At 45.8% G+C, this 24,390-nt stretch carries 16 protein-coding genes and 1 pseudogene; 14 read left to right on the top strand and 3 right to left on the bottom strand.

The window, feature by feature from the left end:
- The first annotated feature begins 98 nt into the window (after positions 1–98).
- Entirely contained in the window at positions 99–389 is a 291-nt protein-coding gene (locus tag QUB30_RS30290) for a type II toxin-antitoxin system Phd/YefM family antitoxin (RefSeq protein ID WP_333341543.1), read from the top strand.
- A gap of 42 nt (positions 390–431) precedes the next feature.
- On the opposite strand, the pseudogene QUB30_RS30295 reads toward QUB30_RS30290, so the two are convergent.
- From QUB30_RS30295 to QUB30_RS30305, 3 genes and pseudogenes are all read right to left on the bottom strand, one after another.
- Positions 432–653: pseudogene (locus tag QUB30_RS30295) on the bottom strand (element excision factor XisI family protein).
- A gap of 233 nt (positions 654–886) precedes the next feature.
- A complete protein-coding gene (locus tag QUB30_RS30300; protein WP_333341545.1) occupies positions 887–4,360 on the bottom strand; it encodes an nSTAND1 domain-containing NTPase in 3,474 nt (1,157 codons plus the stop codon).
- A gap of 32 nt (positions 4,361–4,392) precedes the next feature.
- Entirely contained in the window at positions 4,393–4,971 is a 579-nt protein-coding gene (locus QUB30_RS30305; RefSeq protein ID WP_333341547.1) for an effector-associated domain EAD1-containing protein, read from the bottom strand.
- A 384-nt stretch (positions 4,972–5,355) separates the two neighbouring features.
- On the opposite strand from QUB30_RS30305, the gene QUB30_RS30310 reads away from it, so the two are divergent.
- From QUB30_RS30310 to QUB30_RS30370, 13 genes are all read left to right on the top strand, one after another.
- Positions 5,356–5,496 carry a hypothetical protein gene (locus QUB30_RS30310; RefSeq protein WP_333341549.1) on the top strand — a complete coding sequence of 47 codons (141 nt, stop codon included), beginning with the start codon at positions 5,356–5,358 and terminating at the stop codon, positions 5,494–5,496.
- Positions 5,497–5,657: 161 nt separating this feature from the next.
- The gene (locus QUB30_RS30315) at positions 5,658–6,992 is read left to right on the top strand and encodes a DUF4912 domain-containing protein (protein ID WP_333341551.1); all 1,335 of its coding nucleotides are present in this window, start codon (positions 5,658–5,660) and stop codon (positions 6,990–6,992) included.
- Between the two features lie 679 nt (positions 6,993–7,671).
- Complete coding sequence (locus tag QUB30_RS30320; protein WP_333341553.1) at positions 7,672–8,985, top strand: ABC transporter substrate-binding protein; 1,314 nt, start codon at positions 7,672–7,674, stop codon at positions 8,983–8,985.
- Positions 8,986–9,166: 181 nt separating this feature from the next.
- A complete protein-coding gene (locus QUB30_RS30325; RefSeq protein ID WP_333341555.1) occupies positions 9,167–10,066 on the top strand; it encodes a sugar ABC transporter permease in 900 nt (299 codons plus the stop codon).
- Positions 10,067–10,305: 239 nt separating this feature from the next.
- Positions 10,306–11,169: a carbohydrate ABC transporter permease gene (locus tag QUB30_RS30330; RefSeq protein ID WP_333341557.1), complete on the top strand. Its 864-nt coding sequence runs from the start codon at positions 10,306–10,308 to the stop codon at positions 11,167–11,169.
- Positions 11,170–11,351: 182 nt separating this feature from the next.
- Complete coding sequence (locus QUB30_RS30335) at positions 11,352–12,437, top strand: ABC transporter ATP-binding protein (RefSeq protein ID WP_333341559.1); 1,086 nt, start codon at positions 11,352–11,354, stop codon at positions 12,435–12,437.
- A gap of 333 nt (positions 12,438–12,770) precedes the next feature.
- Positions 12,771–13,121 carry a hypothetical protein gene (locus QUB30_RS30340; protein WP_333341561.1) on the top strand — a complete coding sequence of 117 codons (351 nt, stop codon included), beginning with the start codon at positions 12,771–12,773 and terminating at the stop codon, positions 13,119–13,121.
- A gap of 1,757 nt (positions 13,122–14,878) precedes the next feature.
- Entirely contained in the window at positions 14,879–18,424 is a 3,546-nt protein-coding gene (locus QUB30_RS30345; protein ID WP_333341563.1) for a PAS domain S-box protein, read from the top strand.
- 350 nt (positions 18,425–18,774) lie between these two features.
- Positions 18,775–19,212 (top strand): DUF3574 domain-containing protein, encoded by a 438-nt coding sequence (locus tag QUB30_RS30350; protein ID WP_333341565.1) that lies wholly within the window; start codon positions 18,775–18,777, stop codon positions 19,210–19,212.
- A gap of 162 nt (positions 19,213–19,374) precedes the next feature.
- A complete protein-coding gene (locus tag QUB30_RS30355) occupies positions 19,375–19,578 on the top strand; it encodes a hypothetical protein (protein WP_333341567.1) in 204 nt (67 codons plus the stop codon).
- Positions 19,579–19,915: 337 nt separating this feature from the next.
- On the top strand, positions 19,916–20,425 hold the full coding sequence (locus QUB30_RS30360; RefSeq protein WP_333341569.1) for a hypothetical protein: 510 nt from the start codon (positions 19,916–19,918) through the stop codon (positions 20,423–20,425).
- 241 nt (positions 20,426–20,666) lie between these two features.
- Positions 20,667–21,872, top strand: coding sequence for a transposase (locus tag QUB30_RS30365; RefSeq protein ID WP_333341571.1), 1,206 nt, complete (start codon positions 20,667–20,669; stop codon positions 21,870–21,872).
- A gap of 58 nt (positions 21,873–21,930) precedes the next feature.
- Positions 21,931–23,979, top strand: coding sequence for an ABC transporter ATP-binding protein (locus QUB30_RS30370; protein WP_333341573.1), 2,049 nt, complete (start codon positions 21,931–21,933; stop codon positions 23,977–23,979).
- Positions 23,980–24,390: the final 411 nt, after the last annotated feature.

Genomic DNA, 24,390 nt, shown 5'->3' on the forward strand with positions numbered 1-24,390 from the left:
AATTATGAGTTAGCTCTAGGGGGCTAAATTTAAAACTTCTGATTATAACATATATCTTTTTTGCAAGAGGTCTATTAGATGCTAATTTAATGTCATTTATGATAAACCTTTCAAAAGACATACATTCTCTCACGGAGTTTAAACGCAATACCACTGAGTTTGTGCAGCGGCTCAAGCGAACAAAACATCCTGTGGTTCTAACTGTCAACGCGAAAGCAGAGTTAGTTGTTCAGGATGCTGAATCCTATCAGAAGCTTTTAGATGCGGTTAAGTTATTGGAAACTTTAAAGGAAATTAAACGGGGGTTGGAACAAAGGTCGCGAGGGGAAGGAAAAAAAGCAGAAGATTTTTTCGCTCAACTGTTTGATAAGCTAGACACTTCCCAATGAGTCAGAAATATCAAGTCATTATCCAACCCGCAGCGCAAAAAGCTATCGAGGCCAAATTTTATTATTTTTAATCCGAACGTGAACTGTAATTCCTCTAACTCTTTTATTTCCTTGCCATCCCACCTAAAACCACAGATATCGATCGCGCTGTTCGTCAAAGGCTAGCAGCATCTCCGTATTGGCTGCGGTTTGGTTGGCGATCTGGCGATCGTACTCGGTCAAAATCTGTTTGATTGAGGTGCGATAGTTCTCTATCTTATCCATTGGTTAATTACCTTCGATTCCACGCCTACAACTACAATGAAAATTTGATTGCGATCGATAATAAGTTGAGTGGCATTTTTGAGAAATATTATAAATGCGATCGAGCAGCTCGCCCTATTATACAAGACTCATGAGAAACCCGACTTCTTCAAAAAGTCGCGTTTCTCATGAGTAGTGCCAGCACAGTTTCAATTGCATCGGATTTTCCAGACGCAATTAATCCTGTCTCTCCTCTAATTTTGAGTGCCAATATCATTGCAAAGCTGCTTGTCGCTCTCGCTCAAATTAGGATTATTCTGCAAGTAGGGACGCATCCAATTGCAACTTCGCACCAGTAAATTATTAAAATCAAAATTCCACAAAATAACTGTGCTATCATCACTGCCAGAAGCCAAAGTTTTACCATCAGGACTGAAACTGACGCTATTGACAGCTTCACTATGCCCGTCGATATCCCTGTCGATGGTGATTTTTTTTCCTGTATCGACATCCCAAAGTTGGATAGTTTTGTCACTACTGCCAGAAGCCAGGGTTTTGCCATCAGGACTGAAACTGACGCTCCAGACCGAATCGATATGACCAGTGAACGTTTTTTTTGCTTGGTCTGCACCGACATCCCAAAGTTTGATGGTTTTGTCCTGGCTGCCAGAAGCCAAGGTTTTGCCATCGGGACTGAAACTGACGCTATAAACCGCAAAATCATGCCCATAGAGGGTTGTGTCTTCGCCAGTAGCAACATCCCAAAGTTTGATGGTTTCGTCATCGCTGCCAGAAGCCAATGTTTTGCCATCAGGACTGAAACTAACGCTATTGACCTCTTCACTATGCTTATCAAGGGTTTTAATGTCTTTGCGTTGAGCAACATCCCAGAGTTTGATGGTTTTGTCAGCACTACCAGAAGCCAGGATTTTGCCATCGGGGCTGAAACTAAGGCTGCGAACCGAATTGCTATGCCCGTTAAGGGTTTTGATTTCTTTCCCCGTCTTGAGTTCCCAGAGTTTGATGGTTTTGTCACGACTGCCAGAAGCCAGGATTTTGCCATCGGGACTGAAACTGACACTTTGAATCGCACCCTTATGCCCCTTGAGGGTTTTTGCTTCGCCCGTATCGACATTCCAGAGTTTGATGGTGTTATCAAAACCTCCAGAGGCTAGGATTTTACCATCGTGACTGAAACTGACTCCAAAGATTGGATCTTTATGCTCCTTAAGGCTTTTTTCTTCGCCTATCGACACATTCCAAATTTTGATGATTTTGTCAAAACTACCAGATGCCAATGTTTTGCCATCAGGGCTAAAACTGACGCTAGAGATTGAATCCTTATGTTCATTGAAATTAATGGTTACTTCGCCCGTATCGACATTCCAGAGTTTCATAGTGTTGTCATCACTGCCAGAAGCCAATGTTTTGCCATCGGGACTGAAACTGACGCTATAGATGAAAGCGTTATGCCCATTGAGAGTTTTGATTGCTTGGCCCGTAGCGACATTCCAGATTTTGATCGTGTTGTCATCACTACCAGAAGCCAGGGTTTTACCTTTGGGATTGAAACTAACACTCTTAACCAGATCTTTATGTCCATTGAGGCTTTTCATTTCTTTGCCGGTAGCGACATCCCAGATTTTGATGGTTTTGTCATTACTGCTAGAAGCCAGGGTTTTGCCATCGGGACTGAAACTAACGCTATTGACCACATTGCTATGCCCATTGAGGGTTTTGATTTCTTTGCCAGTAGCGACATTCCAAAGTTTAATGCTTTTGTCATCACTGCCAGAAGCCAAGGTTTTGCTATCGGGACTGAAACTAAGGCTACGAACCCAATTGCTATGCCCATTGAGGGTTTTGATTTCTTTGCCAGTAGCGACATTCCAAAGTTTGATGCTTTTGTCACCACTGTTAGAAGCCAGGGTTTTGCCATCAGGACTGAAACTGACGCTAACGATCGACTTGCTATCATTGATGGTGCGGATTAATTGACCTGTGGAAACATTCCAAAGTTTGATGGTACTATCACGACTACCGGAAGCCAAGGTTTTGCGATCGGGACTGAAACTGACGGTATTGATCCAATCGCTATGCCCTCCCAAGCGGTTGCGCTCTCCTACTCGGTAAATCGCTTGTCGCAACGCCGTCACAACTTCCATTGGTGGCTTGGGTTGCGATCGCAGTGGCTTTGCTACTCGCAAAGCTTCCATGAGTGCATCAAACTGTTGGCCTTCATTAAAGAGTGCATTGGAATAATTAATCCTAAGTTCCGCTTGGCTAATTTCAAGTTGTTGCTTTTGATTTTCTGTTTGCCCCCATTGCACCCCCGCGACTAACAAAAAGCCCGTCAAGACGGAAATAATCGTCCGCCGACGGCGTTTCCGCAGTTGCAAACTTTGCTCGATATATTTGCGCTCATTTATCAACTCTGCTGGGCGCTTTTGTAACCAATCTTCAGCAATAACCAGAGGTTTTCCTCGTAACAAAGCCCCTTCATCTTTATCCGCAGAGTTCCATTGCGCCATTTGTATCTGCAGTTGATGCCGCCAAGTGAGAAAAGCGCGGTCATCTTCTATCCATTCCCGCAACTTTCCCCATTCTCGAATCAACGCTTCGTGGACAACCTCAACCGTCTGTTCCCCAGTTTTATCATTCCGCCCCGTTACTAAAAGTGGTAGCTGTTTATCCCGATCGGGTATATCCCGATCTGAACCGGCTAGTTTCATGACTAACTGCCAATTATCTTCCCCGATTTCACTGCTAGTCGCTAACCGTCGAGTATCTCTTGCCAAAGTTATATCTTCCGCCTGTTCTCCTAGACTTGCTAACCGTAAAAATATTTGCTGTGCCTGTTTTCTCTCCTCTTCATTCAGTTGGTGATAAATTTTGTCTGCATGATTTGCTAGCGCCTTTTTCACACCTCCAATTTTTTCGTATGCCTGAAGAGTTAATCTTCCTCCCCTATTCTCTTTCCACAGTTGCGTCAGAGTAAATTCCAGCAGCGGTAAATTTCCAGGTTCTTGCTGCACATCATCCAAAATCCGCTGCGTTAATCTATCTTCTAATTCGACGATATTCTCCTGGGTATCGCGGTCTATTAACTCAATAACCGATTTCATTTCTTCTGGATTCATCGCCCCCAGGAATTTATGACTTTCGGACTGTAATGCCGCTTCCTTAAATGGCGGATACTTGATGATGTGATCCAGAAAATCTGTCCGAATTGTCAATACTAATTTGAAACGAATGGGATTTTTTTTAACTGCTTCCAACAGCGCCTCTACAAATTTTTTCTGCTCTTCGCTATCGAGAGCGTATAATTCCTCAAACTGGTCAATTATTAGCAATAATTTTTTACCAGGATTTTCTGTCAGGATATCTGTGACTTCCTGCCATAACTTTCTACTCCCCTGCATCTGTTCAAACAATTTGGAAGTTTTTTCGTTTGGCTGCTCCTTATTTAGTTGTGGATAGCCCGCGCTCACCAAAGCAGCAGCCAGTCCATAAAACGGCTGACTCTGCGGACGAAAAGACCCAATCAGCCAAGTTTCCTCTTTTCTCAAACAAGGAATTAATCCAGCAAGCACAACAGAAGACTTGCCACTACCGCTTGCACCAATTACAGGTACTAAAGGATGTTGTTTTACAGCTTTGACTAACTGCTTTACAAACTCCTCACGCCCAAAAAATAAGTTTTTATCTTCTGCTCGAAATGCTGACAAGCCCCGATACGGGCAAGGTGTATCGGGGCGAGTTACTTTACCAATAGTTTTTTGAGTGGCTGAAATGCCCTTCTTAAAGAATTTTCTGTATCGATTTCCACTTCATAGGACACAATTCCTGGAATTATAGGTACAGCCCATTTTACCTTCCCCGCCGCAGGTGTCGCCGGTTCGTTCAACTTCGCCAGTATTTGCTGTAATAAGGACATCAACTCATTGTTGACATTAGGATGGCTTTCAATTACTCGTACAACTTCTGCCTGCACTTGTACTATGGCCTCGCTCGCATCAAGTTCTTTCAGGTTGTAAAAGTTTGTCTGTTGCGCTATATTTTCCCAATACTCTCTTTCATAAACTCGAACAAAAGCAGCTAATTTTGGATTACCTGGGTTCGAGTGACGAGCGGCGAAAATGAGTTTAGCTTCCAAACCATGAGATTTTGCGTGTTGAATTAATTTGAAGATAATTTCTCCTAAATCATTTCCTAGTGCTACTGCATCCAGATTCTCTTCAAGTTCCTCTGTGACAAACTGGCTAAGTTTTGGTTTAGTGGGGAAAGCATCAATCAGAGCTGCTTTTAGTTGTTTGCGCCGATCGCCCGTTAGTGTCATTTGATTCTCCTCAGCGAGTGATTGTGATTGCTTTTCACTTTCTTCTCTCATCCAGTGAGCCAAACGGGAATTTTTCTAAAATGTCATCTTACTAAAGGCATACATATTATAAACGATCGCCCCCAGCCTCCAAACCCATCAACAGCCCCCTAGGGCAATATGTCATCAAATCCTGACATTCGCGGGCGCACCGATCCCCCAAGCCTCCCAAATGTCAAGATCCCCTGACATATTGATCCCCAAAATCACGAAAATGCGTATAAGTACCCAGGATTGAGGCAAAAGACCCCTTGACCCGATCGCAACTTGTCTGCAACATTGAGTCATGACAAAGCGATCCCAAAGAAATGCTTCGATTAAGCAGCCCTGGGAGTCGAATAGCGCGTGTGCTGCAAGCACAGCGTTGCTAGCAGCACCGATCGCACTCACAAAATCGATCTTGTCAATCAAGAATCGACAGAAAAGTTTTATTTAGATCGGACGGTGCGCGCAGAAGCCAAGAAGTCAAAACCCCCGATCGCATAGGGGACAAGACAAGCTAAAAACAAGCAAGGCTTCAAAGGTTGGAGAGATTTGGAAGCTCGATAATATTGGCCTTTAAAAGAGTTTCTAACTCAAAAAGTCAACACATTTGTGTTGAAAGGAAAAATCTAACCCGCCATCCCAAATTAGTGGAGAACAAACTCATGGCAAAAGAACGCCCACCATTAGAAGAGATGACTTTGCGACAACTCCGCAGAGTTGCTAGCGAATGTGGAGTCTCTCGCTACAGCCGGATGCGGAAATCGCAACTCCTGGCATCAATTCAAGAAATTCAGCGCACCAAATTTTCATACAGTCCATCTCGCAAACTAGAGGCACAAGAAGCAGTGGAAGCAGCAAAGTTTGAACTCGGTCAAGAAGATAGAACAGGTGGTTCTTTGTCGTCTGTAGATGAAGGTTTAGCAGATTTGCCCAACGGCTACGGCGAAAGCCGGGTTGTTTTAATGCCCCGCGACCCAGAATGGGCCTACACTTACTGGGATATTCCCAACGATCGCAAAGAAGAAATGCGCCGCCAAGGAGGACAGCAACTCGCCCTGCGGATCTACGACGTTACAGATGTTAACCTCGACATCCAAAGCCCGCACAGCATTCAAGAATATCCCTGCGACGAACTGGCGCGGGAATGGTACGTGCCAATCCCCGTAAGCGATCGGGACTACGCGCTCGACATCGGCTACCGCTGTGCAGACGGCCGCTGGCTGGTATTAGCTCGCTCTGCCGAAGTCCGCGTTCCTCCCGTCTATCCCAGCGACTGGATTGAAGACCAATTCATCACCCTCGACTGGGAAGAAGAGTTGCAAGGCAAAACCTTCGCCGAACTGGTTCCTCCCGCCAAGAAAATGGCACAAGCAGGCAATGGCGCTGGTTTCAGCACCGGCAACGCCCTCTACGAACAAATCTTCGGCATGGCAGAATCTGCCGAAGCCCTGCGCGTAGCGGGTTCTGTCTTCGGTTCCATGCAGCACGTCGCCGGTTCCGTCCAGCAAGTCGGCATCCACGAACAAGCTCTCAGTTCCTACGTCTTCCCCTCCGGCGTCGGAATGTGGGCTGTTCCTACTATGTCCGGTGTCGGTATGTCCGGTGTCGGTATGTCCGGCCTAACTATGTCCGGTGTCGGTATGTCCGGCCTCACCATGTCCGGTATCGGTATGTCCGGTGTCGGTATGTCGGGAGTTGGTTTCGCCGCCCCGATGCGCCCCCGCCAGTTCTGGTTAGTTGCTGATGCCGAACTGATCGTCTACGGTGCCACCGAGCCCGACGCTACCGTCTACGTAGGCGGACAGCCGATTAAACTCAATGCTGACGGCACTTTCCGCTTCCAGATGTCTTTCCAAGACGGCTTAATCGACTATCCGATTTTTGCAATAGCAGCCGACGGCGAACAAAACCGCGCTATCCACATGAAATTTAACCGCGAAACCCCAGAACGGCACACCAATACCAAGGAAGATGCTGTTGTGGAATGGTTGGGCTAATCGCTCGCGGTCGATCGCGATCCGGGCGATAATGCAGGTTTGTGCCAATTTTTTAACCATCACAAGGCATAGCCTGAGCCGATCGTGATTTGTTAGGGTTAATCCCAGACAACAACCCATAACACCCCCTATACACCGTTCTCCTGTTTTGAGGAGCGGTGTTTTTTGTATTTAGGACTTACTCAGAAACCGGGTTTTTATAGCAGAATAGATCGCTGATCGGGCGCTAGGCAAAAGTTATACCAATTCTGAAAAGTAGGGATAAATATAGATTGTATGCCAGCATCTGTAGGGACTTAGGCATAAGCCTCTACTTTATTTCATCCGATTGACAACGGCTATCTTATATCGTTTCCGGTTGCATCGGTATTGTTCAAATGTCCAAAAAGTCAGTTGGCGCGAAAGCATAATTTTAGTCAAGAGCAAAAAGTCAACAATCCTGACGAGGGCAACCGGAATTGATCTGAGACATTTCTCTCAATATCTATCTGTAGATAGATGTTTACTTAAATCCATTTCTAGCTAGTTAAATCAAAATTTGTATTTTTCACTCAAGCATTATTAAGTAAGCTAAAGTTTACTTAAATTTTTATTGCACAAACTCGCTAAATCCAGCGAAACAAAAGAAAGCGAGTTATTAGAGAAATAAGGCGATCGCACCGCCATTTCTCAAAAGCAAATGCAAAAAATAAATTCCCAGCAGCAACAAAGGCAGAAGCCTCGTCTTTTAGCCTTATGCGCTGTCACATTAGCCACCGCCTTGCTTTTATTTATTCTGCCGGCACTGACTCAACAGCCAGTCGTGCTCGCGATGTTGATGCAAAGCCAAGACATTGTTAACTGGAAACCCTTTGTCAAAGAATTTGAACAGAAAAACCCCGGCATTCGCATCAACCTCATAGAAGGGCCTTCTGACACAAACCTCATAGAAAATCTTTACACATCTGCCTTTCTTTTAGGCGAATCGCCCTACGACATCATCAACATGGATATTGTCTGGGTTCCCAAATTTGCAGCCGCAGGTTGGGTAAGCGATTTGACAGACAGAATTTCCCCCGAACAACTATCAAAATTCATCCAAGGTAACGTCGAAGGCGGGCGGTATCGGGGCAAACTTTACCGAATTCCCCACGCTTCCGATGCCGGAATGCTTTATTACCGCAAAGACATTTTAGAACAAGCGAAAATTCCAGCGCCGAAAACCTTTGAAGAGATGGTAAAAATCTCTCAAAACTTGCAGAAACAGGGAAAAGCAACTTGGGGTTATCTTTGGCAAGGCAAACAATACGAGGGAGTATCTGCGATGTTTGTCGAGGTGCTCTCCGGTTTCGGCGGCTTCTGGGCTAACCCGCAAACTTTTGAAGTTGGGTTAGATAAACCGGAGGCAATTAAAGCAGTGGAATTTCTCAAAAATACGATCGCCTCCGGCATTTCTCCTCCGGGTGTCACCACTTACGCCGAAGAAGAAACCCGGCTGTTGTTTCAAAACGGCAAAGCGCTTTTTTTGCGAAACTGGCCATATGTTTGGAAGCTGGCAAATGCTGAAGGATCGAATGTTAGAGGCAAAATTGCGATCGAGCCAATGCTCAGCAGTATCGGTCAAACAGGCGGTTCCTGCTTGGGCGGCTGGGGCTGGGGAATTGCCAAAACCTCAAAACATCCAGAACAAGCGTGGAAAGCAATTCAGTACCTTACCAGCGAGGAAACCCAGCGCAAATTTATTTTAGAAACCGGTTTAGTTCCCAGTTACAAATCCCTATTTAGCAACAAAGAAATAGTCGCCAAATATCCCCACTACCCGCAACTGCTAAAAGTAGTGGAACGGTCAGCTTTGCGCCCGCCCCTGGCACAATACGCTCAAGCTTCTGATATTTTGCAGCGCTATTTGAGTTCAGCTTTTACCGGGAGAATGAGTGCAGAACAAGCAATGAAAGCAGCAGCTAGCGAAACTCGCAATTTATTAGGCAGTTTGAAACAACCCCAAGCTTCGTAAATTTGACATATTGCCTCTGTCAGAAACAGGCAAGATGCCTGTTCCACAAAGAGTTAGAAACAGGCAAGATGCCTGTTCCACAAAGAGTTAGAAACAGGCAAGATGCCTGTTCCACAAAAAGTTAATTCAATTGTGGGGCGTTGCTCCTAGCCCGCCCAAAAATAAATTAAAGGTGAACAATATGCAATTAGACAAGATGCGACAGCGCGAACAAAAAACCGGATGGATATTAGTAGCACCAGCTTTGATAATTCTGATGCTAGTATTTGCTTACCCAATATTGCGCGCTTTTTGGCTGAGTTTATTCACCCAAAACCTCGGTACTGAATTAAAACTGGTTTTTTCCGGTTTTGCTAACTACAGTCGAATGTTAGGCGACGGGCGTTTCTGGCAAACTTTAGGCAACACCACAGTATTTACAGTCGCCTCAGTTTTACTGGAATTAATTCTCGGTATGGGCATTGCCTTAGTCTTAAATCAATCCTTCACAGGGCGCGGCATTGTTCGCACAATCTCCCTGCTACCTTGGGCGCTACCGACTGCATTGATGGGAGTAGCTTGGGCGTGGATTTTTAACGACCAATACGGCGTAATTAACGACATTTTAATGCGATTGGGATTGATTCAAAATAGCATTAGCTGGCTGGGAGATCCGACTTTAGCAATGATGGCAGTAATTACAGCGGATGTGTGGAAAACTACTCCCTTTGTCAGCTTGCTTTTGCTAGCAGGATTGCAATCAATTCCCGGTGATTTGTACGAAGCCCACGCGATTGACGGCGCGAGTAGCTGGCAGAGTTTCCGTCAAGTTACCGTCCCCCTGCTGATGCCGCAAATTGTGATTGCTTTGCTGTTTCGGTTTGCCCAATCTTTCGGCATTTTTGACTTGATTCAGGTGATGACGGGAGGGGGGCCGGCGGGGGCAACCGAGACGGTTTCTATCTACATTTACAGCACGGTAATGAGGTATTTAGACTTTGGGTACGGGGCGGCTTTGGTGGTGTGTACTTTTTTGCTGTTAGTGGCAGCAGTTGCGATCGCCGCTTATTTGTTATCGAGAGCCCGCGCCAGTCAATTTTAGATTTTAGATTTTGGATTTTCGATTGGTGGAAGTTAAGTTAGTTTGCGATCGCACGCAAGCCCCAGAAACCAGGTTTCTTCCTATATTTGTCGTGACAGTCCCCAAAACCGCTAAAAACCGGGTTTCTCGCCCCCAAATCCAATTTTTTGAAACTCTGGTGGGGTGTGCAGGAAAGCCGGCCCCAAAAGTTAAATCTAAATGCCGAACAACTTAGCACGTTCCTTTAATTGGTATAAATTATGTCGATCGCCCGCCAACAACCTACCAAAAAAACCTTTGACATCCGGCAATTAATATTGCCAATCTCGGCGATATTAATTGTCGCCTATTTCCTCGCACCTATTATCTGGCAGGTGCTAACTTCTTTCAAAGTAAATCCAGATATTTCGGCGATTCCCAACGTCTACATTCCCAAACGAATTACTTTCGAGCATTACCTGTCGCTGTTCCGCCGCCGCCCGTTTGCTCTTTACATTTTAAATAGCGCTTTTGTTTCGATTACTTCGACATTGCTGTGTTTGGCTGTAGGCGCTCCCGCAGCTTACGCTTTGGCCAGGTTGCGGCTGTGGGGCGAGAAAATCATCCTGGCAACTGTGACGATTGTTACCCTATTTCCGGCGGTGCTGCTATTTTTAGGACTCCTAGAAATTGTCAAAGCTTTGGATTTAGGCAATAATTATTTAGCATTAATTATTCCTTACACCGCTATCAACTTGCCGCTGACAATTTTGGTAATGCGAAGTTTCTTTCAACAGTTGCCAAAAGATTTGGAAGATGCCGCTAAAGTAGACGGATACAACACTTTCCAAATGCTGTGGCAAATCGTACTGCCGATGACATTTCCCGCGTTAGTGACCACTGGAATTTTAACATTTATTTCAGCTTGGAACGAGTTTATATTTGCACTGACATTTATGACTCGCGAATCTCTGAAAACCATTCCCGTCGCCACTGCTCAACTCAGCGGCACATCAGTCTTTGAAATTCCTTACGGGCCGATCGCGGCAGCTACAGTTTTGGGAACTTTACCCTTGGTTTTGCTGGTGTTGGTGTTCCAGCGGCGCATAGTTCAGGGTTTAACTGCGGGGGCGGTAAAAGGATAAATCGATTTTAGATTTTAGAACTCGTTCCTAGGCTCTGCCTGGGAACCGATATCAAGAGGCTCTGCCTCGCTTTTTAAACAGGAAAATTGGAGGCAGAGCCTCCGGATATGCGTGACCAGGCAGAGCCTGGTAACGAGTAAACAATCAACAGTCAACACTCAACACTCAACAGTTTAAAAATCATGGCAAAACTGCAACTAAAAGACCTCAATAAAACCTACAGCCCTAAAGTAGTTCCCGTAAAAGACATTAGTTTGGATGTCAGCGAAGGGGAATTTCTGACTTTGCTGGGGCCGTCGGGGTGCGGCAAATCTACGACACTGCGGTTAATTGCAGGGTTGGAACAGCCGACTAGGGGCGAGATTAGAATTGGCGATCGCAATGTCACCGATCTCAGACCGGGCGATCGCGATATTGCAATGGTTTTTCAAAGTTACGCGCTTTATCCGCACATGACAGTATACGAGAATATGGCGTCGAGCCTCAAACTTCGCAGCAAAATCTCCTCCGGCGAAATCAACCGGTTAGTGACGGAAGTTGCAGCATCCCTCGGATTGACGGAATTAATCGATCGCAAACCAGGAAAACTATCAGGCGGACAGCGGCAGCGAGTCGCCCTAGGCCGCGCATTAGTGCGCCAACCGGAAGTATTTTTGCTCGACGAACCTTTGAGCAATCTCGACGCATTATTGCGGGAAAAAGTTAGGGCCGAACTCAAACAATTATTTTCCTCCCAAAAAGCTCCTGTAGTGTACGTCACTCACGACCAAACCGAAGCAATGACGCTTTCTACAAAAGTTGCAGTTCTCAACAGCGGCACTGTGCAGCAGCTAGATCCGCCACACTTAATTTATACCCGTCCTGCCAATCAGTTTGTAGCTGGTTTTGTAGGCAGCCCGCAAATGAATTTGCTAGTGCTTAAATGCCAGGGAAATTTTGCGATGTTAGGTGATTTTGGAGTTCCACTCCCAAATATGCCGACTCTGCCGCCAGAAATTGTGTTGGGAATTCGCCCGGAACACGTCGGTTTTGAAGATGCAGAGGCCGGCAAGATAGCGGCCCCAGAGGCAATTAAAGGTGAGGTTTATTTAGTGGAAAACTTGGGAATGCAAAATCTAGTTAGCGTCCGAGTTAAAGGTGTGGAGTCAGTAACGGTGCGGGCTTTGCTGCCAAATGACCGCCACTGGAATTCCGAAATTGTAGAGCTGGTTTTTCCGCCTCAGTTGCTGCACTGGTTTGATGTGAAAACTGGCGATCGCTTGCAGTAAGAATTTGCCCTGCATACCATGATTGATTAAAACTTGTCTAACCATATGTATAAAAATATTTTTTTTCCTTCTAATTAAGTTATGACTTTAGTTAGAGGTAGAACTATTTTGCTGCTGTTAACGTGATATTCATGTGTGAAAAAGCTAATTGGCTGACACATAGGTGGCGTGTTTACCAGATTTTATCGCTAACCTATAACTCTATTTAGGTAGTTAATGGCAAGTTGAAGCTAAGTTGGCTTTCTCTCGCGTTAGCTGCTGATTTTGGAGCGAGTCAATTAGACGAAAAAATGTAGAAAAATATCGCCAATCAACTTAGGGAGTATTACCGAGATGAATTTGATTTCCACAGCCATTGCTCGCATCAGTTCCCTGCTTAAGGGCTTTCAAGTCAAGAGTTTTTTGAGTGTTGTTCTAGTCGGTTTTATGCTGCTGACGGCAAATGTTGATTCTGGACACAGTAACAAAGCTTCCGGCACTCTAGGAGGCTCAAAAGCGGATCTAAACAATCCCGAAAGACCCCAAACAACCCGGGAATGGAGGCAAGAAGCTCGCGAAACGTCAGACTCTCCGGGCGAACGAGCTCAGAAGATTGGACAAGAAGCAGGAGCAGCCGTGAAAGAATTCGGGGAGATGTACAAAGACACTGCTAAGAGAAGTATCGGCGAATTAAAGGGTAACTAGCTCCACCTAAAAAAATATAACACTCAGAAACCTGAGGGCTGTAGGCGCGCCGCCAAGAGTGCCTGCCCTTCCGGGTTTCTGAACACCTGAAAAGTTTGATGTTTAAATAGGTTGAGCTACTTAATACGGCAGACGCAATCAAGTAGGCGAGCATAAATAAACTATGACTGACGCTCACAAACCCGGTTTCTCATGTGAAACTGGGTTTTTGATTGGGAAGCCTTTTAGGTTAATAAGACTTACCCACCAAAAGCCTAAAACCTCGATCTCCCTTAGAGGATGTTTTAAAAGTCCTCGAAGGTATAATTTAGCCCTTCTGATTGGGCTTAACTGAGACGATAAATCAAGGTTTGGGCCGATACTTAGATGCTTCCTTGTGCTAACTATAGCAATCCTAAATCATTTGTGAATTTCTTACTCCCTCCCCTTACCAAGGGGAGGGTTGGAGTGGGGTAAAAAATTTACGACTCATTGAGGATTGCTATATGAGGTCAAACTACCATTTTAAAACATCCTCTTAGGGCGTGTTTTAAAACTACAACCACAACAGAATGCAGGCGATCGCGATCGTGGCTGTATAATTTGCAGCCCGGTTCTCATATCAAGTAGCGATCCGACTTGCATTGCTGGAGTCGATCGCACGTTCAACAATATTGCGTTGACGGTAGATTTCACGGCTAAAAAAACCTCAACGGGACTCATTTGACAGTCGTGGAAAGGTAAAACGAATACCGGGCGCGACGTAGATAACTATATATGCGACGACCTGTGTAACCTTTGTCTCCTACGACTCTGTAAGAATGTAGACGCGGACGACCCGCACCCGATCGCGCTTACTGCTCAAAAGTTCCATCAATTGTTATAAAAAAATTGACTCGTTATGTTGCCCTGGGCGCAGCACAAAAGTTATGGGTTTACCTTTACCCTCACAACGGATCTGTATTTTGGTACTAAAACCACCGCGAGAACGACCTAGTTTCTCCTCTACTTCGCCCCCTTTTTTCACCATAGCTGCGTGTTAGCGTGTACGAATTACGCTGCCATCGACGTAATGAACCGGACAGTCTAATTTTTCTTGTTTGTCCGCTTGTGCTTGTAGGCGTTCTCAGACTTGCTGCCAAATAGTGGCTTTTTGCCACCGCTAAAACTTTGCGGTCACACTTTCCCACTTTTCATAACGTTCACCGCAGGTCTTGCCAGGGAGCCCCGGTTCTGAGTATCCAGTTTCCTGCCATTAACAACCTGTCGGTACTCGTGATTGGGTTTACCTGTTCGGGGTTTGAGCGGGGAAGTAGCGGTTTTAACGCATCCCACTGTTCGGTACTTAAGTCTCCACGTGTTTCTCAAGATTCCATGCCGGAGCTTGCCCCAATCTAGGATACAACGATTTTGAAAACACGCCCTAGCCTCATTTTTAAGCTATGCTTTATAAACATCTTTATTAACATTTGCAAAGCGATCGCTCTTACGCTATCAAACCCCATTCCTCGACACGAGTTCTCAATAAACTTAACTTTTTATCAACAAACCCAAGTTTTAAATTGTCAAGGCGGGTGGAAAAATGAATTTTGAAAGTCTTTTTGCATAAAGCTGTCAAAATTATTAAGAAAGATGTGGGTAACGCATAGGTAAAAAAGGGGGGAACACTCAAAATCCCCATTTTTAACTCGAATTTAGGGGGAGATATGCGTAAGCCCTTTACATTTTGATCCCTACCAATAACTGGCAGAATAGGTAAATAGGCAGGACTAACCGCAATGAATGTAGAAGGTACAAACTCCTTGAATCATCGAGAAGATCTTACAGTAAATTTTCCTCAAGAGCTATGTACGGACTGCCAAGCACTCGAAGCACGATTTGCGGTGATAGTAGATCGCATGGCTGAGGCATTCATTTCTATTAATTCAGAGTGGAAATGCACCTATATAAACTATAAAGCAGAGCAGCTTTTAAACAAGAAGCGGGAACACCTCATCGGCAAAAATATATGGACTGTATTTTCTGTCGATCTTACCTCTGAGCTATATAAATATTGTCATCGAGCGATCGCAACGCCAACGGCGATCGAGTTTGAAGACCACTACCCCTCACTCAACAAGTGGTTGAGAATTCGTTGCATCAAGAGTGAAGATGGCTTACTCCTTTACTTCCAAGACACGACAGCAATATCTCAAGCCGATCGACAATTAAAAGCCGAAATCGCCAATTCGCAGCAGGTAGAAGCCACTCTTCAGAAAGAACAGGACTTTTTGAAGGCAATCCTAAACAACGTTCAAGCTGGTATTGTGGCTTGCGATGCCGATGGCATATTGACGGTATTTAACCAAGCAGCTAAAGATTTTCATGGATTACCTCAGCAGCCAGTTCCGCCCGATCGATGGGCCGAATATTATGGCTTGTATTTGCCCGACGGCAAAACACGCATGAAGACAGAGGATATTCCCCTGTTCCAGGCATTGCAAGGACAGAACGTTCGTGATGTGGAAATGATGATTGTTCCGCAGCAGGGAACTGCGCGAATGCTGTTAGCCACTGGACAGGCGATTATTGCGGCAAACGGCGAAAAACAGGGTGCAGTTGTCGTGATGCACGACATTACACAACGCCAGCAGGCAGAAACTGCTCTGCGCGAACGTGAAGCGCAATTATCGAGCATCTTCCAAACTATTCCTGATGGCATCACCATTCTAGATTCTGCCGGACAGATTATTGCTGCAAATCCGGCGGCAGAGAGGATTTTAAGATTGACTCGCAGCGACATTGTGGAGCGAGACTATAACGATCCATCCTGGTTCATTACAACCGTGGAGGGTCATCCTTTCCCAGAAGATGAACTGCCGTTTGCGCGGGTGATGCAAACAGGTGAGCCTGTTTATGGTATTGAACACGCCATTAGCCATGCCGATGGAAATCGCACGATTCTGTCGATCAATGCTTCCCCTTTGTTTGGCGCAGAGGGGCAAATTATCAATATCATTGCTGCTTTAAGCGACATTACTGAACGCAAGCAAACCGAAGACGAACGAGTGCAGCTTGTTCAAGAACAGGCAGCCCGTGCTGTAGCAGAGAATTCTCAACAACAATCAGCATTTTTAGCGCAAGTGAGTGCTGTCCTTTCCTCTTCGCTAGAGTACGAACAAACTCTCCAAAGCGTTGCAAAGCTGGCAGTTCCTTATTTTGCAGATTGGTGCAGTGTAGATCTGCTGAATGACGATCGCACAATTGGTCGTGTTGCGGTGGCTCATTCAGATCCCGAAAAAATAAAGTTTGGCTGGGAGTTGGATCGACGCTTTCCCAGACATCTCGATGATGGGTATGGCATTGCTAAAGTCATGCAAACAGGACGGGTTGAAATTGCAATTGAGATTACAGATGAACAGTTGGTTGCCGCAGTGCCGAATGCTGAATACTTGGAAATCTTGCGTGGAGTTGGGTTAAAGTCCTGCATCATTGCACCGCTACAGGCACGCGGGCGCGTGTTGGGCAGCATTACGTTGGTGTTTACTGAATCCGATCGCCGCTATCGCCTGGAAGACATTGCCCTGGCTGAAGATTTGGCTCAGCGAGCAGCGATCGCCATTGATAACGCTCGTCTCTATAATGAAACACAACAAGCGCAATTAGCCGCCGAACTCGCTGCGAACCGGACGGCTCGACTCCTGGCAGTGATGACGGCGTTGTCTGAATCGCTAACCTCGGCTCAAGTGGCTCAGGTGATTATTGAACAGGGAATGTCTGCACTGGGAGCGAGTTGTGGTTTGGTTGCGGTATTAAACCAGGATGCAAGCGAACTGGAGATTATTCAAGCGATCGGGTATGAGCACGTAGGAGAATTTCTGCGCAGTTTTTCGATTCATGCACCCTATCCTCTGGCAGAAGCCGTGCGAACTGGGCAACCTGTTTGGGTAGAAACCATCGAAAACCGAATTGCCCGTTATCCTGATTTAGCTGAAGCTTATGCCAAGGTTGGTTCAGAAGCCTGGATTTCAGTGCCGTTGTTGATTGAAGGACAAGCCGTTGGTGGGCTATCGCTCAGCTTTTCGACCGTTCCCCAGCTTTATGAGAGCGATCGGGCTTTCGTTTTGGCACTGGCACAGCAGTCGGCGCAGGCGATCGACCGAGCACGGCTCTACGAGTCAGAACAGCAAGCACGGGCACAAGCAGAAGCAGCTAACCGAATTAAAGATGAGTTTTTAGCTGTCTTGTCGCACGAACTGCGAACTCCGTTGAATCCGATTCTGGGTTGGACTCGACTGCTGCGAAGAGGAACCCTGGATTCCAGCAAGACGGCGGTAGCTCTCGAAACGATTGAACGCAACGCCGAGTTGCAAGTTCAACTGATTGAGGACTTGCTGGATATTTCTGGGATTCTGCAAGGCAAGCTGAGTTTGAACTCTACTCCAATTAATTTGAAAACAACTCTTAAAGCTGCGATCGAAACAGTTAGTTTAGCGGCCGAAGCGAAAAATATTCAAATTGAAACCCAGCTAGAACCCAATGTAAGCCATGTGTTAGGAGATGCTACCCGATTGCAACAAGTTGTCTGGAATTTGCTGACCAATGCCATTAAGTTTACCCCTAGAGGAGGTCGAGTTGAAGTTGAGGTAAAAACGATTGATTCCTATGCTCAAATTCAAGTCAGGGATACAGGGAAAGGAATTGCGCCAGAATTTATTCCCTATGTCTTTGACACATTTCGGCAAGCCGATAGCAGTATTACGAGAACATTTGGTGGGTTAGGGCTGGGATTAGCGATCGTGCGTCATGTCGTTGAGCTACATGGTGGAACTGTCAAAGCCGAAAGTTTTGGAGAAGGACAGGGAGCAACATTTACTGTCACACTTCCCTTATTAGTCAGAAGCAATGAGGCAAACAGTGACCGCAAGGAAAAGCTATCACTCAATGCTCACACTTCACCCTTGGCTAGATTATGTATTCTGGCAGTCGATGACGAACTAGACAATTTAGAATTAGTTCAATTTATCTTGGAGCAAGCGGGAGCCACCGTGATCTCTGTATCTTCATCAACTGATGTGCTACAACAACTCACTAAATCTAAGCCAGATATTTTGATTGCTGATATTGGGATGCCACAAATCGATGGCTATAAGTTGATTTGTCAAATCAGACAACTATCTAGAGACCAGGGAGGACAGATTCCCGCGATCGCTCTGACAGCATTTGCAGGTGAGAGCGATCGACAGCAAGCACTAGCAGCGGGATTTCAAAGGCATCTTCCCAAGCCTGTTGAGCCTGAAACGTTAGTACAGACAATTGAGCAATTGCTTCATCGAATAGGGTAAGGTAGAACATTAAACATCTGGGGAAATTAAGATTCAGCTACCTCGGTACAAAGATTTTAAGTTAATCGAGACTTACGCATCGGGGATCGGAAATCGGGTTTTTTACCTTGGGTGCGGTCTACAACGCGCCTTTTCGTAAAAAAACCCGCTTTCTCAACAATCCTGCGTCCAGGACTAAAAAAGTTGAACGTGCGATCGACTCGAGCAATGCAAGTCGGATGGCTACCCGATATCAGAAGCTGGCTGCAAATTATACAGCCACGATCGCGATCGCCTGCATTCTGTTGTGTTGTAGTGTGAAAACACGCCCTAGGGCGCACCATACATATAGAAGTTTTGCGTAATTCCTGATGAATAAACATCTTAACAGTCTTTGCTTGACCGGCCTGCTGTTCGTCCTGCCTGTTTGTCCCGCGACAATTGCCCGCGCTCAACTTCCCGAAACTTCCGATACTAATGCCAAGCAAACAAATCTCCTCAAAGATGAACTGTTTTTTGGCTTAACTAAACCGGGAGGCGAGACAATTTCGGAAGCAGAATGGCAGGAGTTTGTCAAGGCAGTTATTACCCCTCGCTTTCGGGAAGGGCTAACTGTATTAGAGGGTTCGGGGCAGTTTCTCAACAGCTCGGGAATTCTGATTCGAGAAAACTCTAAAATAGTTATTTTGATTTATGAAAGTAGCCCAGAAAAAAATCAAGCTATTAATGAAATTATCGAAACTTACAAACGCACTTTCCAGCAAGAGTCCGTTTTGCGGGCCACGAGCGAAGTAAAGGTTTCCTTCTGATGCGGTCATCGAATCAGTGTATTTATGATATTATTTGTGATGAGCAAGGTCATACCCTCAAAGATAAGTAGGGTGCGGGTGCAAGCAAAATCATAATTTTTGGGTATCGATCGCACACTGCAACAAGTCGTTAGAAAAACCTGCCCGGGAGAAAACAAAAACATGACGAACGACGGCAACCAAAAAGCTGAACCGCCGGAAAGCGAGGATTCAAAAGATTTGGACGGTATGGCGAAAGCTTTTATTGTGAGCGTGGCTTGGTCTTACGCAGAGGCATTGGAGCGAACGAAACGATCGCAAAATCCACAGGAACCAGCGCCGGAATCTCCGACAGAACAAGTCGAAGGCGATCCTGAAAACAATTAATCAAAGACTATTAATGCCATCGACCGGCAAAATTCTCTCGGAGCGCGATCGAAGGCAATAGTCAGTTAGCTGTTTGGAGTTAAGAACAATCAACTCACCACAGCGAACTGTGCAGCTAAAACCAGATTTGTATTGGATTTTACAATAAAAAAAACTGAAAGCCCCGTGACCCTTCAACAAGCTCAGGAGAAGCTTTAGTCCGGGGATGACAACTCCGTTGCAGGTTTAAACCTCAACCCATAACCTATATCTATCCTTAAAAGAGATTTAAACTAAACAATGTACGGTTTTACCGCTACAGTGTACAAAACAAATAACCAATTTTTAGATCGGTCTCATGTCTAATTCAAAAATGATTGGTAAAGCGATCGCAGGTAGCCTTTGCTTGGGCATCCTCATTAGCTTCAACGCCTCACTCGGCACCGCATCTGCAGCAGCACCAACAATTGCGGAAGCTACAGCCCCGGCCGCCAGCAACATCGACACGCAACTCCTAGGTCAATGGCAAGGCACAGTCCCCTCCGGTCAGTCTTTCACCTTCGTCTTTGCCCCAGAAGGCAAATTGTTTCTCATGGCTAAAGGCCCCGACGGAGCCGCCCGCGCCAAAGAAATGAGGTACAAAGTTAATCTCGGTGAAAAACCGATGCACATTGATGTCGGCCTCAGCAGCACAGAAACCGTTGAGACTGTTTTTGAATTGACTCCCGAAGGTCAAATGCGGCTTCAGTTGCAAGGCACCAATCCCGGACAGGCGAGACCTAATGCCTTAAACGAGCAGGCAACCGTGTTTAAAAAGGTCTCCGAGGCCACTGCACTGCCTGCTGACACTCAAGTCATCGGTTTTTGAGGAAAATTGTGCGCAGGCAGAAGGCACTTATCGCAATTGTCAATTGAGTGAGGTACTGATTGGGATTTTCGATTTTCGATTTTCGATTGCGAAATTGGTAAGAAAACCGGCGAGTACCTCACCTGATTGATATCCGCTATAACTAGCTCTGAGTTTTCAGATTGGCACGCTTCGCGAGGAACGAAGCAATCTTAAAACTTTCCCCGTGCCTTCTGCCTTCAATACCTGATACAATCTTGTCATGAAACAAGTCCTGACAGTATCTTGCAAGCTCCAAGTAGCGCCTGAGCAGTGCATCAAAATTGATGCAACCCTTCAGGCGTTCGCGAGTGCTTGTGAATATGTGAATCAAACTGTGTCGCCAACTCTGACAAATGAATTGGCGATGCAATCCTTGGTATATCACAATGTCAGAGATATGTTTGGACTCTCGGCGCAGTTGGCAATCCATGCTATTAGACGGGTTTCTGGCAACAGAAAAACAGCTAAAAAAGATGGGAAGCCTGTTAACAAATTTGCTCCTACTAGCGTCACTTACGATACCCGTATCTTTTCTTTTAGGGAAAAAGATTGGACAGTAAGTTTGACTACTACTGGTGGTAGGGAGCGGTTTGCACTGGCTATCGGGAACTACCAACTTGGATTATTGAAAGGTCAAAACCCCAAGACTGCTACTTTGTGCAAACGCAAAAATGGCAGTTACTATCTTAATATTCAGCTTGAATCTCAGCCCGCCGAGCCTCCACCCAGCAATCAAGTTTTGGGCTGTGATTTGGGTAGGACTGATATTGCAGTTACTTCTGATGGAGATACATTTAGCGGTAAACAAATTACCAAAGTTAGAAATCATTATGCTAAGTTGAGAGCAAATATCCAGCGAAAAGCCACCAAAGGCTCGCGTTGCTCTCGGCGTAGATGTCGAGAATTGTTGAAACGGTTGTCGGGCAAGGAAAAACGCTTTCAGACCTTAGTAAATCACACTATCAGTCACCGTATCGTAACGAAGGCTCAAAACAAAAATCAAGTTATCGCTTTGGAAGATTTGACGGGAATTAGGGAACGCACAACTCAGCAGCCACGCTCGCAGAAAGAGCGGAGGCTTAGTAATAGCTGGGCGTTCTTTCAGTTGCGTCAATTCCTCATCTACAAAGCTATAAAGCATAGCGTAAAGATTCTGTTTGTTGAGCCTAGATACACCAGCAAAATGTGCCACAAGTGCAATCACATTCATCCTGTAAAGGGTGAGTCCTATAGGAATGGCAAAAAGTTCGCTTGTGGTCATTGTGGATGGAAAGGTGATGCCGACTTAAACGGCAGTAAGAATATTGCTGCTATTGGGGCTTTCGTAAATAAGCCCGAAGGTTCGAGATTGTTTTGCAATGTGCAAGATCATTTCAGGGCTATTGAAAGCCCACACTGTACCTGTACTCAGGTCAGTGCTGGGTAATTTACCAGGCCCTGCTACAATCCACTTAATCTCCATTTAAATTTTGCCATAGACCTCCATGAGTGAAACCGTCCTAGAAGTTCGCAACCTGCGGGTTGAATTTCAATCTGCGGACGCAGGCGATGCGTCTGCAACAGTCAAAGCTGTTGACGGCATTTCGTTTGAGGTCCAGCGAGGGCAAACTCTGGGAATCGTGGGAGAATCGGGGTCTGGAAAATCGGTAACATCCCTGGCAGTTATGGGTTTGCTGTCGAGTTCGTCAACGAAAATCGAGGGCGAAATTTGGTTTTCTCCGACAAAAGACGGTGGTAGCAAGGGGCCTGTGAATCTGCTGGAAATCCCGGACAGGGAAAAACAAACATACCGGGGCAGCCAGATTGCGACGATTTTTCAAGAGCCGATGAGTTCGCTAAATCCCGTTTATACGATCGGATTTCAACTCACAGAAGCCATTTGTTTGCACCAAAAGGTGTCGCAGACAGAAGCGCGGCGCAAAGCTGCTTCTCTGCTGCAAGAGGTAAAGCTGCTACCGGGCGACGATGATCTCAGGCAGCGGTGTTTGGCTTTGCGGCAAGAGCATTCCCGGGCCGCTGGGAATCCAACTGTTGGGGAAGACGATCTCGATTTGATGCAGCTCGTCAACGGCCAAAAACAAGCTATGCTCGATCGCTACCCCCACGAACTCTCAGGGGGTCAAATCCAGCGCGTGATGATTGCAATGGCCATTTCTTGCAATCCAACTTTATTAATTGCGGACGAACCGACCACGGCTTTAGACGTAACCGTGCAGGCAACTATCTTAGCTTTGCTGCGCGAGTTGCGAGATTCTAGAGGCATGGCAATGATTTTTATTACCCACGATTTGGGCGTCATTGCTGAAATTGGCGATACGGTGGCGGTGATGTACCGAGGCAAGATTGTTGAGTGCGGTGCGATCGAACAAATTTTCAGCAATCCCCAACATCCTTATACAAAAGGTCTATTAGCTTGTCGCCCAACTCTCGAGAGGCAACTGCGCCGCTTGCCGACAGTTTCCGATTTTATGGATGTCACCACAAATGCTAGGGGCGAATTAGTAATTGTCGAGAAAAATGCCGATGTAGACGGCGACAGCAGCGGGGGAAATCCCGCTTTTGCAACAGGAAAACCGCCTCGGCTGCCGAATATTTCCGAGCCTTTGCTGGCTGTTAATAACTTGCAAGTCGGTTTTCCGGTGCAGGGAATGTTTGGCGAAACTAAACGCTTGTTTATGGCGGTCAACGATATTTCTTTTGAGGTTTACCCGGGCGAGACTTTGGGTTTGGTGGGCGAGTCTGGTTGCGGCAAATCAACTTTGGCGAGAGCTTTGCTGCAATTAATTCCGATCGCCAGCGGTAAAGTGTTTTTTGAAGGTCAAGAAATTACGCCTCCTGCGAGAAGTAGTTCGGCATCGCAGTGGATGGCTAATTATCGGATGAAAAAAGAGTACGATCGCAAATTGCGGTGGCTGCGGCGGGATCTGCAAATTATTTTTCAAGACCCTTTTAGTTCTCTCGATCCGCGCCTGAATATTGGGGATGCGGTGATGGAACCGATGGTGATTCACCGCTTTGGTAAGAATCAGAAAGAACAGCGCGATCGCGCGGCTTATTTGTTGGATAGAGTGGGTTTAAATCCAGATTTTATGCGGCGCTACCCTCACGAGTTTTCGGGCGGACAGCGGCAGAGAATTTGTATTGCTAGAGCTTTGGCTTTGAATCCTAAGTTTATTATTTGCGATGAGTCGGTTTCGGCATTAGATGTGTCGGTGCAGGCGCAAGTTTTAAATTTGCTGAAGGAGTTGCAAACAGAGTTCGGACTGACTTATATTTTTATTTCTCACGATTTGAGCGTGGTCAAGTTTATGAGCGATCGCGCGATCGTCATGAACAAAGGTAAAATCGAGGAAATTGGCACTGCCGAGCGCATTTACAGGCAGCCGCAGCAAGCTTACACGCGGCAACTTATAGCTGCTATTCCTGCGGGGAATTTGGAGCGAATTCGGCAACAGCAACTAGGTCGCCAAGCTGCTTTGGGTGCTGTGCCCTCTTTGCCCCTATCGCCAGCAGATGACTCGAAACACATTTGATATCTAGTGTTTTCAACTGGTATCAATTACCAATTGTCCGTTACGAATTACCCATTACTACTTAACCATTCCGCGCGAATATCTCGTGCAAGGAAAAACTGCTACAAATATTTTTTTCATTTTATGTTCAGAAATCAGCAGTTTATATTTAGTTTAAATTAATAATTTATTTATGGTCAAATTAAACCTGCTTGAACTTGAGCAATATGCCTGGTTGTTCAACCGACACTTGACGGCGCGCCACGCAGTATTTTCCTACATCAAACCCCGTCATTCCTGGAGGCAAAAAGTGGTATAACAGGCTACTATAACGCGGTAAGCTGCTTCAGGCGAAGGCTCTTGAGAACTTGTGGTGATAACTTTATCTAATCAATGAGGAGTCCGGCGTACCAGATTAGAAGCTGAAGCCCA

Source organism: Microcoleus sp. BROC3, assembly GCF_036702515.1.
Taxonomy (GTDB): Bacteria; Cyanobacteriota; Cyanobacteriia; order Cyanobacteriales; family Microcoleaceae; genus Microcoleus.

Excerpts from the sequence above, each read along its gene's own strand:
- QUB30_RS30325 (WP_333341555.1), top strand. The coding sequence starts at position 9,167 with ATGCAATTAGACAAGATGCGACAGCGCGAACAAAAAACCGGATGGATA.
- QUB30_RS30330 (WP_333341557.1), top strand. The coding sequence starts at position 10,306 with ATGTCGATCGCCCGCCAACAACCTACCAAAAAAACCTTTGACATCCGG.
- QUB30_RS30290 (WP_333341543.1), top strand. The coding sequence starts at position 99 with ATGATAAACCTTTCAAAAGACATACATTCTCTCACGGAGTTTAAACGC.
- QUB30_RS30360 (WP_333341569.1), top strand. The coding sequence starts at position 19,916 with ATGTCTAATTCAAAAATGATTGGTAAAGCGATCGCAGGTAGCCTTTGC.
- QUB30_RS30320 (WP_333341553.1), top strand. The coding sequence starts at position 7,672 with ATGCAAAAAATAAATTCCCAGCAGCAACAAAGGCAGAAGCCTCGTCTT.
- QUB30_RS30305 (WP_333341547.1), bottom strand. The coding sequence starts at position 4,971 with ATGACACTAACGGGCGATCGGCGCAAACAACTAAAAGCAGCTCTGATT.
- QUB30_RS30340 (WP_333341561.1), top strand. The coding sequence starts at position 12,771 with ATGAATTTGATTTCCACAGCCATTGCTCGCATCAGTTCCCTGCTTAAG.
- QUB30_RS30350 (WP_333341565.1), top strand. The coding sequence starts at position 18,775 with ATGAATAAACATCTTAACAGTCTTTGCTTGACCGGCCTGCTGTTCGTC.
- QUB30_RS30365 (WP_333341571.1), top strand. The coding sequence starts at position 20,667 with ATGAAACAAGTCCTGACAGTATCTTGCAAGCTCCAAGTAGCGCCTGAG.
- QUB30_RS30315 (WP_333341551.1), top strand. The coding sequence starts at position 5,658 with ATGGCAAAAGAACGCCCACCATTAGAAGAGATGACTTTGCGACAACTC.
- QUB30_RS30370 (WP_333341573.1), top strand. The coding sequence starts at position 21,931 with ATGAGTGAAACCGTCCTAGAAGTTCGCAACCTGCGGGTTGAATTTCAA.
- QUB30_RS30355 (WP_333341567.1), top strand. The coding sequence starts at position 19,375 with ATGACGAACGACGGCAACCAAAAAGCTGAACCGCCGGAAAGCGAGGAT.
- QUB30_RS30335 (WP_333341559.1), top strand. The coding sequence starts at position 11,352 with ATGGCAAAACTGCAACTAAAAGACCTCAATAAAACCTACAGCCCTAAA.
- QUB30_RS30345 (WP_333341563.1), top strand. The coding sequence starts at position 14,879 with ATGAATGTAGAAGGTACAAACTCCTTGAATCATCGAGAAGATCTTACA.